Annotated in this window: 6 protein-coding genes; all 6 read right to left on the reverse strand. The window is 43.5% G+C overall.

Going from position 1 to position 14,984, the window contains the following annotated elements:
* Window position 1 precedes the first annotated feature (1 nt).
* Entirely contained in the window at window positions 2–1,156 is a 1,155-nt protein-coding gene (locus tag WJR50_RS11885) for a prolipoprotein diacylglyceryl transferase (protein WP_341293496.1), read from the reverse strand.
* Window positions 1,157–1,241: 85 nt separating this feature from the next.
* On the reverse strand, window positions 1,242–2,198 hold the full coding sequence (locus tag WJR50_RS11890) for a purple acid phosphatase family protein (RefSeq protein ID WP_341293497.1): 957 nt from the start codon (window positions 2,196–2,198) through the stop codon (window positions 1,242–1,244).
* Between the two features lie 953 nt (window positions 2,199–3,151).
* Window positions 3,152–4,612: an OmpA family protein gene (locus WJR50_RS11895; RefSeq protein ID WP_341293498.1), complete on the reverse strand. Its 1,461-nt coding sequence runs from the start codon at window positions 4,610–4,612 to the stop codon at window positions 3,152–3,154.
* 17 nt (window positions 4,613–4,629) lie between these two features.
* Complete coding sequence (locus tag WJR50_RS11900) at window positions 4,630–5,664, reverse strand: PorP/SprF family type IX secretion system membrane protein (protein ID WP_341293499.1); 1,035 nt, start codon at window positions 5,662–5,664, stop codon at window positions 4,630–4,632.
* A gap of 10 nt (window positions 5,665–5,674) precedes the next feature.
* Window positions 5,675–10,309, reverse strand: a complete 4,635-nt coding sequence (locus WJR50_RS11905) for a tandem-95 repeat protein (protein WP_341293500.1) — start codon at window positions 10,307–10,309, stop codon at window positions 5,675–5,677.
* Between the two features lie 4 nt (window positions 10,310–10,313).
* On the reverse strand, window positions 10,314–14,984 hold a 4,671-nt coding region (locus tag WJR50_RS11910), incomplete at its 5' end, for a tandem-95 repeat protein (RefSeq protein ID WP_341293501.1).

A 14,984-nucleotide genomic window follows, 5' to 3' on the forward strand; every position in this document is an offset into this window, starting at 1 on the left:
GCTAGTGCACCCGTTTTTTTGATCGGCTATACACACGGATCAGCAGGATAATACCTGCCAGAATCAGAGGTATGCTGAGCCACTGCCCCATGTTGAGGGGAATGGCATCTTCAAAATCTACCTGGTTCTCTTTGAAGTACTCATGTACGAAGCGTAAACCAAACAGTATTACCAGAAAAAGTCCCAGTAGTAAGCCTTCCGGGGTTTTCTCTCTCATTCTACTCCACAGGAAGAGCAGAAATAAAAACAGTAAGAACGATGTGCCTGCCTCATACAACTGGGCGGGATGACGAGGTATGCCATAGGTATGCACTTCAGCTACATAGGCTCCCCGATCCTGAGAGAGCGTATAATGAAGCATGGTGCCCGCCGGTTCGTAGATGTGCCGACGAATGCTTTGGTAATTGGTGAAAAGACTTTTGACTCTGCTATCCAGATAAGAACGGATTTCCTCTTCAGGGTAATCAGCGTTTCTGAATTTAATGGTAAAGACGATCGGGCGATATTCCTCGCCAACCGGTTCTGCAATTACCCTGTCTTCATCTTCTGAAACTTCTACCTCATCTACTGCCGGACTGCTACTGAGAATGGCATCCTTGGCATTCCAGGCGAAAATCACCCCGTAATCACTGTAAGTAGGAAGCCCCTCAATTTCCGAGTTCATAAAGTTACCGAAGCGAATTAGCGCACCTGTCATGGCCACCACGATCACAATCCTGTCCACTACCCATAGAAAACTTTGACCAGGACGAGCCTGCTTCCTGAAGACGCCCTTTTCTTTTGAAAAGAAATTGAAGCGAATGTCATAATTGCTATACAGATAGAGGGCGAATAATATACCGAATGCCGCCCCATGACTGGCTAGTCCGCCTTCCCATATCTTCAGGATATCAATGGGGTTTGATAAATACTTAGCGGGTTCATAGAACAACACATGACCGAGGCGCGCTCCTAAGATGGTAGCGATGACCATGAAGACCGTGAGCGTCTCCACATCAGACTCTTTATGGCCCTCAGCTTTAAATATCCTAAAAAGAATCTGCTGCGATATAAGGAACCCACTGGCAAAGAGTAGCCCGTACCAGCGAATTGTTAAGCCCCAAAAAGTTGCAAGGTCAGGATCTGCCGCCCAAACCATATAATTCATCAATGACATAGCCTGCTAAGTTTGCAGCAAAGATAGTTTTTTTGTCCAAACTGTCACGGAAGAAATGGCAATTTACAGATTCAGGCTGTATTAATCAGCCCAAAGCTTTGGAGAGCCTGCTTTCCACCGGACTGTGGCTGGTGTTAAAAATAGTTTGGCCCTGACTGTTGATGAACGCGATATCCATCTTCTTATCATCCAACTGCATATAGGCAAAGCCTTGATCAGATGAGCTGAACACGGTCATCTCTTTACGGTCAGTTGCTCTGACTTCTGAGCCAGCCCCGGATACCAGATACATGATATTACCATCGGGTTTCTGTAACTGCAGGTCATGCTCATGGCCGCAGAGGTAAGCATCCACGCCATATTCCTCAAAAAGCGGAAGAAAATGAGTGACCAACTCTTCTGTATCCCCATGCATGGGGCTGGAGGAAAATACCGGATGGTGACCTACTACGATCTTCCACTTCGCCTTACTTTCTGCCAGCGTTTGTTCCAGCCAGATCAATTGTTCTTCCGGCTTCTGCATCAGTACTTCGGGATGGTCTTCCGTTTCCCAGTACTCGCCGATAAAAGGGGTGGTATCCGTAAAGATGAAATGCACATCGCTGTTTTCGCTTACTTTCATGTACTCACTATAGTAGCGGGAAGGCATATGCCACCTTTTGCTTTGCCGGGTATAGAGAATCTGGGCGGAAGTGCTCTGACGGTAATCATGATTGCCCAGTATACAATACCAGGGAATCTGTAAAGCAGGCTGATGGTAAACCCTCTCATAGCTAATCTGCCACAGTGGGTCCCGGGTACTTTCCACGCCATTGTCGTAAAAGTTATCCCCGGTAGATATGATAAAGTCCGCCTGCTTGTATTCAGCCTGTCGGGCTAACTCCGCAGCGGTAGCATACTGTTCAGCGGAGCCTTCTCTACCCCAGTCGCCGATGATCAAAAAACCTAGTCCTTTGTGTGTATCCTTATTCAGAATGATAAAATTTAGTTTTCTATAAGGTTTAAAGTTAACAAGAACAGTTCCAGCCTGAAAAAAGGTCATGTTAACTTTGGGTTATTTTTAAGATTGTTCTGCTTTGGCTACTTTTTCATGCTAATCAATAGGGGAATTAGCTCTTTTAAGCTTTTTTGTTTGTCTCAGTAAGAAGTGTTATCAAACGATATAGTGCAGAGAGCAGCCGGAGCGCACTATTTTTTTGTCCAATGCACTGTTTCCCTACATGAAGCATAGTTATTCACACTAACAAATATGGCAGTGGACAGAGCTCCATTAGAGAATTGAGCGCAGATTGATCGTATTCCTGTTAGGGGAGCCTAACAAATACTCCCAATATACAGGATTTTGTTAGCGGGAAGCCCAGGTTTTGGACTGATACATTACATGCCCCAGCGGGGAAGGTGAGCAAACGGTACTAAAACATGGCTTTCCCTACTGGGAAAACTAATAAATGAAGCCAATTCGTTAGTTTCCCCTAACAGCATACTAACAAATGCGATGAGAACCTGGGCTTCCCCGGGCTATTATGTTATTTATCAGCCTCATTTGCTCTGTCTCCCCAGCGTTAAAGTGTTAAAAAGCTATGTGCTATGCTATTGACCTCTCAGTCTATCCTGACGGAAGCAACTCCTCTGTGACTGCAACACTACCGCCCAGTCAATATCTGAGCTTATGAGATGTAGTAAACCTATTAATATTTAGGAAGAAGGGAGGTTGAAATGAATGTTGAAATGTGACTGTAGTGGAAAGCAGGGATGAGATATGTATAAATTCCCTGGCTGAGATCGCAGTGCATGTGCAGGGACTTTCATTTACCGATGCTTAATGAAACACCTACACCTCATTTCTGAGACAGGACTTATTTAGGAATAGATAAAGCAGAATGATTTTATCACAATGCTCAGAAAGAAACCAAGGCCTGTGTGGCACCTTATTTCCAAAGGAGGGCAATTAGATAGAAAGTAAGCAAAAAAAAGCCGGTGAAGACCGGCTTAATATCAAATGAATGAAATGACTACCCTTCTGTTTTTCTGCCTTGCCTGAGGCGTTTGATTGTTCGTCACCGGCTGGGTAGAACCTTTACCATAGGTGATGATCCTTCTTTCACTGATTCCGTTTTCCACCAGGTATTGTTTCACCTCAATGGCTCGGTCTATGGATAGCTTAAGGTTATAATCTTTACCCCCGGTATCATCCGCATGCCCTACAATTTCGGCTTTCAGGTTGGGATTTTGTCGGAGGGTTTCTATTGCAATATTCAGCGTATTCTGGTACTGGTTCTGAATATCAGTAGAATTAAGCTGAAACAGCATTTCCTGCGAAGCAAAACTACTGCTATTGCCAGTGCCGGTATCGCTTGCATTGCTGTTACTGTCGGAGCCTTCCCCTGACTTGATCCGGTTGAACTCATCCAGTAGTGCTCTGGTCTCGTCCAGCAGGGCTTGTGTCTCAGTATCCAGGCCTCCGATCTCCGAAGTATTGTTTCGGTTAAGCATCTCAGCACCTCTACCACCGCCCTCTACACGCTGAGCCAGCATTCTTTGCCGTTCCTCTTCAGTAATAATTCTTGAGGTATAAATATCGGAGGAGTTTCCCCTTCGGTTACTGACAAAAAAGACTTCATTATCTTCTTTGGCAGTAAAATAAGCATCAAAACCAGCGGAGTTGATCTGATCTCCCAGGTTCTCAGGGCTAGTCCAGTTGGTCCAGCTGGTATCTCTTCTATGTGCTACGAAAACATCGGCATTACCATAACCGGGGTGACCATTGCTGGAAAAGAACAGGGTCTGCTTATCGGCAGTCAGGTAAGGGGAGATTTCAAAGCCTTCCGTATTGATGGTAGGCCCCAGGTGTACAGGTTCAGACCATTCATTGGTAAAAGGATCTTTGGTACTGACATACAAATCTTCCTGACCCTGTGAATCGTCAAGCTGTACAGAAATCAGGGCTACTTCCTCGGAAGGGTGCATATACAGGCTGTAGAAGTTTCCTTGTTTATTGTTTATGCCGGGAATAGAAACTTTGTTAGGAGTACTCCAGTCCTGCTCTCTGTTGAACGAAAGGGACAAGCCCGCCTGTTGTGAGTTTTCGGTACCATAGTCATTGAGCAGATAAACTGTGCGTCCTGAACTGCTGATGCCTACAATAGCGTTGTTCCCTTCATTATTGAATTTGCTCAGGTCATTTTTAGGTTCTGTCCACCTTCCGGCAGTATCTTTCTTTGTATACCATATATCCTGTCCTGAGAGTAAGCCGCCAGTATTCTGTGCATACAGGGTTCTTACAAAAAAGAGGGTACTATCCTGCTCTGAATAGATAGGGAGGCTCTCCTCTGCATTGGAGTTCAGGGTATCAGAAAGTGGTGTGGAGGCTTCAAAATACAACCTTTGCCCATATACAGCTACTGAAGTCAGCAATGCAAGTAGTAAGAATGATATGTTAATAAATGCCCTTTTCATAATCTTAAAATTTCTAATTACCACATATAGGGTGAAGTGTCCTGCTTGTTGAACAGCATAAATCCTAAGCCGATCTCATGTACGCCTGAGCGGAAATCATTGATATCTCCTATGCCCAGATCATAAGAGTAACCCAGATTGATTAAGTTGTTCAGGCTGATACCTGCCATAGCAATTACCGTTTCGGTATTTCTATAAGAAGCTCCTACCCAAACAAGTTCATTATACTTTACCCTTACATTGACATCGTACAAAAGAGAACCGCTGGATGTATATTTGATAAACGCTCCGGGAGTGATCAGGAGTGTGTTGCTGACATCAAATCGTAGGCCCAGCATACCATAGTGCTCAATCTCTTCGGTAGCTTCTATAGCATCAATGGTAGCAAAAAGCTCATTCTGCAGAAGTCTCTTGGCAGAGTACCCAAAATAAAAGTTTTCGTTACGGACAAAAATACCTGCGTTTAAATCTATGTTGGTAATTTGTCCCTGCTGAGCCAGGTAGGCCTGATAAGTCTCATCAGGAATTTCGGTGTTGCCTACCGTGATACCATCCATATCCAGGCGGCGACTATTCAAGCCACCTCCCACGCCAAATGATAATACGGTATTACCCACATTATAATGCAGGGCATAGGTAAGGATGCCATTGGTTTGCTGGAAGATACCCTGCATATCGTTGACAATATAACCTCCCACTCCGTGAGTAATCCGGTTTCTTAAAAGGTTTCTGGCATTAGCCAGTTCCGTATACATGCTAGGGTCACTGATGCGGAGCGAATTGTTCTGGAACCCGTAACTTTTCTCAGTCTTTCCCAGCGGAGCATGCGCACTGATAAAGTAGGTTTGGGGAGCGTCATCCAGACCAGACCATTGCTGACGATAACCAATCTTCAGATCAACGAATTCTTCCGAACCTGATACGGCAGGGTTAAAAGTAACTGCATTTTGAAAGAACTGACTGAATCTGAACGACTGCTGCGCCATACCCTCTAAGGCTACAGACAGCAATACAACCGTTATAATTCCGAATTTTGTGTATAAATTCTTCATCCTCTGTTAATTATCTGAGTATGGTAACTGATCCTTTGTACGATTGTAAACCACCATCTACATTGATCACGTAATAATATGTTCCTACAGCCATCATAGCACTTCCCTGTGTGCCATCCCACGGCTGCTGGTATCCTTCTGAACGGAAGACAGACTCTCCGTAACGATTAAACACTTCAACCACTACATTATTGGCATACTGAATATTTTCAATTTCCCACAGATCATTGACCTGATCGCCGTCGGGTGTAAATGCCGAAGGGATATCTAAAGTAAGGTTAGTACAGTCATTGATATTTACTGTCAGAGTATCCACATTGCTGCGAATATTATTAGCATCTACTACAGTCAGATAAAAGGTAGTCGTTACTGAAGGGCTAAGTGTAACACTACCATCCGAGAATACAAGCTCGCAATTCTCTTGATCACACTCAGTTTCCAAGGTATATGGGGCTTCTCCTCCTGTAATATCTAACGAAATAGTTTCTTCCTGTTCAGGGCATAAGTCAAGCACATCTTGCACAGCAAGGTTTATCAGGTAGGGAACTACAGATACGGTGAACTGTTGCTGTGCTTGCGCCTCTCCATCCGATACGGTTACCGTAATCACAACCTCTCCCCTGGTTTCATCATTGGCTGTCAGACTTAAAGTTCGGTTAGCTCCACTTCCTCCCAAAGTAATTTGATCATTAGGAATAATAGCATTATCGCTGGAAGTAGCAGTTACAGTAAGGTCAGCAGCCTCGGTTTCTAGATCACTTATATTGATTGCAAGGGCTTCACTGCTTTCACCAGCCAGCAGGGTAAAGTTGGCCACAGGCTCAATGACAGGGAGATCATTTACGGACGCTATAGTAATCAGGACCTGTGCGGGTACAGGTGCATAAGCATCGCCACCATTGGCATTCCATACCAAGCTGTCTTCTCCAAAATAGTTTTCATTAGGGATATAAGTCAGCTGATTGATAGCATCTGCCTCGATTTCCTGATCTACATTTACATTCTCGCCATTTAGCAAAAGAGAACCATTTATCGGAAGCGCTTCTATCCTGATGTTTTGCATCTGGGCATTGGGGTTTCCGTAATTATTGGCAAACAGTGAAAGGTTGAAATTGTATTCGGTATCTTCATTTGTACTGATGCTGAAATTAGTAACTCCTGTACCAATGATGATCGTTACTCTCGCGCCTTCGGCAGCCAGGTTGGCTCCATCAGAAGCATTCCATCCAAAACTAATAATACCTACTTCCTGATCCTCTGCTGCCTGATAAGTAAGGCTACTGATATTCTCCGCATTGATCAAAGCACCTGCTTCAACTGCTGACCCATTAAGCAACAGGCTTCCATTGTTAGGTAAAGAAGTAATTTGTATAAAGTTGAGTGGCGTGTTTTCTATATCCAGATAGTTTTCAGTAAAGTCACTTGCCGCAAAAGTGTAAGCAACCTCATTTTCACCAATTGCTTTGGTAAAGCTATTGATGATGGGGGGATCATTAAGTGGGCTTATATTGATCACTACCTGGGCACTTTGTTCACTTAATACACTCCCATCCGATGCAGACCAGGTGAAAGCATCCTGACCATTGAAGTTTTCGTTGGGCAGATAGCTGAGGTTACCGATTTCCTGGAGGCTAAGTTCGCTGTTTGCCGGCAGATTGATGTTATTCAGGCGCAGGGTGCCGTTTTCAGGAATGGTACGAATAACAATGGAGGTTAAAGCATCCCCATCGGGATCAGTAGCTGCATTGGTAAACTGCTCGGCAGTAAACGCAAAGCTCTGATCTTCCTGGGTAGAAACAGTAAAATCAGTTGGGATAGGTGCATCAGGTTGAGCAGTGATTGTAATGTTTACCTGGGCATCTTCTTCTGCATATTCCGCACCATCAAAAGCATTCCAGCCAAAACTGTCACTGCCTGAAAAGTTTGGGTTGGGAATATACTGTAGGACACTGATTTGATCAGCACTGACTCCGAAGCTGTTATTGCTGTTTTCCATATCTTCAGCAGTAATCGTGTCTTCAGCTACTACCAGCACCCCATTGGAAGGTAAGCTGGTGATCGCAATGCTTTGCAAACCCGTACTTGGCCCATTATCAGGATCTTCGTAAGGGAAATCTTCTGTTACAAAACCCAGGGCTTCATCTTCATCAATCGTCTTACTGAATGAACTGACAACTGGTGGATCATTGGTAATAATGATAATTTCTCTGTTCAGTGTATTGCTTTCGTCAATTCCATCAGAAACAGTAATGGAGATGAGCTTACTCTCATCCTCGTCATCCTCATCACCATTTCTCTGATAGGTTATACCTCTGATAGCCTGCTGGTACTGTGCTTTGGTGCCTCCTCCACTCAGGGTGAGTACCCCGTCATCCTCATCCCATTCCGCAGTGATATTACCAATTTGTGCAGTGAGCGAAAGTTGATCATTACCCTCATCATAACCATCTTCAAATGCAATGGTAGCACTGTTCAAATTATCATTGTCCACATCAGTAATGGTCAATGCGTTTGTAATGGCTACGGGATCATTGTCCAGAATGTCATAACTGATAGGGGCTTCTTCAAGGTTGGCCAGCACCGGAGCGTCGTTTTCGGGGCTTATCTCTATGGTACGATTTACCGGCTGGCTGGTAGCATTGGGCGTGCCATTGTCAGTAACTGTAAAGCTAATCACTCTATTCTCGGCAGATGGGTTTTCACTGGTATTCACATAACTTACTGTTCGTAAGATGTTCTGGTATACCGAAGGGTTGGCATTGCCGGTCAGTGTAAGGGTACCCTCTGAATAATTACCCGTAACCCCATCGGAAGCATTAAATGATAATACATCTTCTTCTCCGGCGTAGCCTTCAGTGATCGTGATAGTAGCTGAGTTGATCTGATTGCTTTCTTCATCGGTTACCGTCAAAGTATTAGTGACTCTGATGGGCTCTTCATTCTCTTCAAATTCAGCTGCGTTGTTTTCTATATTAGCCAGTACCGGAGCATCATTGATGATAAGAATATTGATGGCAATATTTCCACTGGCTGTGCCTCCGTTGTTATCGTCCACTTCCACATTAAGCTGATCATCTCCTGAAAAGCCATCATCTGGCTGGTAGATTAAACCACTCAGGGCGAAGGCTACCAGTTCTACTGGTCCGGTAAAGACGATGTCGCTTTCTCCGTTATTAGTGCCGGAGATAAAATCTACAAGCTCATCTTCAACAGCCTTGGGAGTTAAAAACAAGCTACCATCGCTGACGGAGACCCTCACTCTCATTTCATCCTGGTCAGGATCAGTGAGCGAGATTCCGGAGATAGGGGTAGCCGTATCTTCCTCCACGTCTGCATTAGTGGGTAAGCTGAGTTCAGGTAGCTGGTTGACCGGCAGAACCTGTACAAATACTTTAGCGGGATTAGCAGCGAAGTTGCTTCCATCCGTAGCATTCCAGCCAAATTCATCGGTACCATTAAATCCTACAGGAGGCTTGTATGCCAGGTTACTGATTTGATCAGGAGTGATTAAGGTACGGTTGATGATATCCTGATTATTAATTGGGTTACCATTAAGCAAGAGTGTACCCACTTTAGGTAAGGCACTAATGATAATACCTCCCAAGCTTGATCCATTAGGGTCATTGAAGTTATCTACAAAATCTTCATCATTGGGGTTGGAAAAAGTATATTCAGAATCTTCGTTGGTTGTTACTGAAAAATTATTCAATGATGGAGGGAGGTTAATACGTGGACCAAGAATAGGCTGAACTACAAATATTCTAGATATGGTATTACTTGCTTCATTATTGCTGTCAAATACACGTAGATTTATTCTTCTAACTCCAACGGTTCTAAATGTAAAAATAGGTTGGTGCCCGTAAAAAAAATTCCTTATCACATTTTCATATGTTCTGATTTCACTTGCACCAGATAATACTATTTTTTGTGGTGTATCTTCATCTATGTTCAAGTTCCCATCATTACCTCTAATGAATAGCCTGTCTTCAGGAGAATTAAACCCTTCTACAATCTCAATTTCTACTCGAGACATTTGCTCATTATCAGGATCTGTAATTTCTACATCATCGAAAATCCGCTTGTCATCATTGGAAATATTCTCTGAAGAAGTTGTACTACTACTAATTACAGGCGCATCGTTGGTATTGCTGACATTAACAGTGCGGCTCGCAGTGTTACTTTGATTTCCCTCCAGATCAGTTACGCTAATATTTACAGTGACACTTCTACTGCTAGGGTTATCTGTGGTAAGGCTATATCCTACAGATGCCATAGCAGCCCGCATCTGAGCAATGCTTACTCCCTGATTCGCCGAAAGGCTCAATAGTCTTAATGTACCGCTGGTTTCATCAAAATGTGCTTTGATATTTTCGGTTTGATTAATTACAAGGGTATCCTGATCGCTCTGGTAGTTTCCGCCAAAAGAGAAAGTAGCGAGCAGCATATTCTGGCTATCACTATCTTCAATAATGATATTGGATGATAAAGTTACGGGCGTACTGCCTTCCTGATAGTTGATGGCTGCAGTGCCGGTATTGCTGATTGTGGGAGGGTTACCCTGGGCTGCAATTCCGGTTGCATAAAAAAATGCACAAACGAAAAAAATAGCGCTGCTAATTTGCTGAAGTAGTGTTTTTACAATCATGTTCTTACTTAAGAATACTTACAGATCCCCGATGATACTGCTCACCATCGTTAAGCTTAATTAAATAATAGTAAGTACCCGCAGGCAAAAGTTGACCATTTCTGGAACCATCCCAGGGCCGTTGATAGCCCTCTGAGAAAAACACCTGCTTTCCGTACCGGTCATACACTTCTACTACCTGGCTTTCGTAAGTCTCTATGTTGGTAATTATCCAGTTGTCGTTAGGACCATCTCCATTAGGCGTAAAAGCTGTAGGAATGCTAAGGGGAAGCCCATAACATTCTAAGGTATTTACGATGATCGTATCACTATTGGATGTTACACCATTTTCATCGGTTACATTTACGAAGTAGGTAGTCGTTCTGTCCGGAGATACACTCACTTCAGCAGCATTGGCATTATCTATCATGCAGTCAGCCTGGTCGCAAGTCCATGAATAAGTATAGTTGCCACTTCCGCCACCGACCTCAACTGTCAGCATTACAGGGTCTCCCTGGCAGGTTTCTACATCTGCTCCGGCATTCACTGCAAGATCAGTAACATTGAATGTTAAAGTAGCATTTGTCATAGCATAAGCTTCACTGTCAAATGCATTCCATTCAATACTATCAAGGCCCACATAATTATCTTCAGGCTGATATGTTAACTGACCAATATTTTCTGTACTCACTTCCAATGCTCCTTCAGTATTCAGTATCTCTTGAGTAATTACTTCTCCATTAAAGAGCAACTGGCCCCTACTGGGCAGTTTGCTAATCCTTAATCTTACAAATGTAAGGTTTTCGGAGGAATTATCAGGATCATTATAGTGATTTGCAAAGTCTTCTGCGCTAAAATTATAATTGTCGTTCTTAAGCAGGTTTAGCGCAAAGTCTGTCAGCAGGGGCAACTCATTGATGATGATTGTAATTTCCCTGATTGCTACATTGCTGGCTACACCATTTCTATACACCGCAAACTGGATAAACTTGCTGCCCGAAGTGGGTGTATCAGAAGTGTTGATATATTGAACAGCACGCAGAGCATTCTGATAGGCTTCTATGCTGTTTTCTCCCGCAATGATCAGGGTGCCTGCTTCTTCATTCCAGTTTACTTCAAACTCATCTGATTCAAAGATCAGGCTGTCTTCAGCGGCATTATAGCTGTCATTGGCGAAGCTAATAATGGCGGTAGTCAGGCTATTATCATCAGCATCACTGAGTACGATAGATTCAGTAAGGATTTGCTGCGCGTCTCCCGGGCGGTATGGCAAGGGACTGCTCTCTACTTCAGTAATTTGAATTGAGTCGTCAGTCTGAATAATGTTTACATAGCGGGAAACGATGTTGCTGGAGCCATTCCCTACGTCAGTTACCTGAAAATTGATTTTGCGGACACCTGTCTGGGGCATTTCGCTAAGATTTTCATAAGTAATGCTTCTTAGCAGAGTTTCATATGCTTCAATAGAAGCATTCCCTGTCAGGATAAGTCGGTTATTACTGACACGTCCGGTAATACCCGTTGTGGGCGTAAACCCTAAACGGTCTTCGCCAGCTACAAAGTTTTCAGCAATAGATATGGTTGCCGCCACGATATTATCGTTCTCCAGATCCTCTATGCTTATGTTTTCAGTCAGTTGTAAGGGCTCATCATTTTCTGTATAACTGAGCGGTTCACTTTCTATATTGGTCAGTGAAGGCAGATCGTTTACTGAATTGATGATAATATTTACTTCAGCACTGGCTGTATTATTTTGTGGGTCTCTGGCAGTAATGCTTAATATATCAGTGCCACTAAAATCAGTACGTGCTGTATATTGTAAGCTGATGAGTGCATTATCAATATCAGAAGATATTCCTCTAAATCTCATGCTGGCGGCATCAGTGCTACTGCCCTCAAGGAAGTTGATGGATGCTAATACCCCTTCATTTACAAATGATAACAAACCTTCCTGTACAGCCAGGCTCACAGTAATACTGTCACTACTATTGTCAATGTCCTCAATGGTAATACTGCGTGTATTAGAAAAACTGAAGATAGCATCTTCACTGGCGGTGATGGAAGAAGGAGCATTGATGGTGGGTGGATCGCTTACCGGTAGTACAGTAATACTTACACTGGCCGAATTGATTAGTGAACCTGCTTGAGTTTCGCTGTCTAAAGCTGTCCACTCAAAAGAATCTGTACCATTAAAATTTGATTCGGGCTGATATATGAACTCCGGGTTAGTATCAAAATCTATCAGATAACCTCCGGTAGCCGGATTAAGATCACTGTCAGTGATGAGTTCACCATTGACTACCAGTCCACCTTTGGAAGGGTCCGGTAGCCGGGTGATATAAATGGAATTGTCAAATGGATCAAGATCATCAGCATAATTATCTGCAAAATCATTAGCAGTAAGTACAAGAGATTCATCTTCCGGCACCTGCTTACTGAAGTCTGTAAGCTCGGGGGGGAGATTAGAATCTTCCACCCTGATGAACCTCACATCATTAGCTTCATTACTTTCCAGCGAACCATCACTAATGACAAAAATCAGCTGCCGGGGCAGTGCGGTAGGAGTAGCCGCGTTGTTAAAATAAGTTATACTTCTGAAAGCATCTCGGTAGTCGTTGATACTTGCATTCCCGACCAGCGAGAGTACTCCATTTGCTGCATCCCATTGCCCGCTGATATTACCTATTTGTGTTGGGTAACGAAGTTCATCTTCATCCGGTGAATAAAATAGCGGACCATTTTCAACGAAAGATACAGATGCAGAAGACATGTTGATGTTATCCACATCGTTAATGGTAAGGGAAGAAGTAATACTCACCGGATTATCTCCACGATTAAACTGAATAGCTGAGTTGCGTTCTTCTGCTGATATAAAGATCTGAGGACGATCATTGACCGGATTAAGTCTAATCCTTAATGTCTGGTAAGCACTGTAGGCATTGCCATCGTTTACCCGAATAGGTACAAAAAGGTCTCCATCAAAATTTTCAGCTGGTATTACAACATTTCTGTTATTATTGAGGGTGTAATTGTTCGTTTCATTCGGATCTTGTGCCTCAATAAAGAAGTCTTCCGGGTAATTACTATCAGGGTCAGTAACATTAAGCACACTATTGTTTTCGGAAAGAAGTGTCTCCAAATTGATGGGGGTATCTTCAGTACCACTAATGCCTACCTCATTGACGGTAAGGGTAGGAGCATCATTTACGGATGTTACAACAACTTGTAGAGAAAGATTGGGGTCGGTGACAGCTACTCCGTCACTCGCCTGAATAGCAAGTGTTGCAGTACCACTAAAATTGGCGCCAAAAGAGATCTGTAAAGTAGCATCAGTAATTTGGGTAGTAATCTGATTAGGGCGGGAGTTGGATACTACTGAATATGTGAGTGTTTCATTGTCAATGTCAGTAAAATATGGACTCAGGTCAATAGTTTCCGGAGCTGCATCTTCCACTACTTCCAATGGCTCTATGGTAGAAGCTACCGGAGCGTCATTGACAGGGTTAACAGTAATTGATAAGCCAAATATATTGCTGCTTGCCCCTGCAGGGTCAGTCAATTGAACCGGCACACTGAGGGTTCCATTAAAGTTGGCAGCAGGCCTTATGGTAGTACCATCAACAATCTCATAATTTTCCCCTTCTCCGATACTTAAGGTAAAACCGGCGGGATAAGCATTATCAGGATCATTGACAATCAGGTCAGTAAGTAAAACCTGATAATCTTCATCTTCATTGGTGCTGACTTCATTCTGGTCAGTAATCACAGGCGCATCATTGGAACCTGTAATCTGCACATTAATTGTAGCTGTAGCAGACAAGCCTTCATCATCGGCGGCAGACACTGTGATCGTGGTGGTGCCGGAAGCGTTCTCATTAAAGCTGATGGTCAGTACAGAAGTAGTTTCATCAAGAGTAGCGGTGAGCAGATTTTCATTGCCGATTTCTACTATTGCATAATCCAGTGTTTCATCTTCCACATCGCTGAAATAGTCTGATAGGGTGATGGTTTCATCTTCAGCATCTTCTTCTACATCCACATCGGGGATCTCAGAAGCCACCGGAGCGTCATTAACAGAGTTTACAGTAACAAGGAGGTTGAAGGGATCACTTTGTGCATTGTCAGGATCGGAGACAGTCAGCGGTACAGAGAGTGTTCCATTAAAGTTAGCCACAGGGGTAATGGTGTTACCATTTCTAGTGTAGTTATCTCCATCCTGGACAATGAGGGTTAGTTCTGTGATATCATGGTCAGGATCAGAAACTTCCAGGCCATCCAGTTCAATGGTATAGGAGTTATCTTCATCAATAGTAATATTATCCTGGCCGGAGATCTGTGGTGCGTTGTTGACGTTACTCACATTTACATTAATGGTAGCATCTACAAACGCGTCATCATCAGTACCTCTTACCGTGATGATGGCAGAACCAGAAGTGGTAGGCGTAAAGCTTAGCGTTAGTACAGAGGTATTCTGGTCTATAGCAGTAGAGACTAAATCTGTGTTTGTATTTCCTTCAACAGAATACTCTAGGGTAGGGTCATCCACATCGCTGAAATAGTTGGAAAGGGTGATTGTTTCAGGATCAGCATCTTCAACAACATTAACAGGCGGGATATTAGAAGCCACCGGAGCGTCATTAACAGAGTTTACAGTAACAAGGAGGTTGAAGGGATCACTTTGTGCATTGTCAGGATC

The organism is Catalinimonas locisalis (assembly GCF_038039535.1).
Lineage (GTDB): Bacteria > Bacteroidota > Bacteroidia > Cytophagales > Cyclobacteriaceae > Catalinimonas.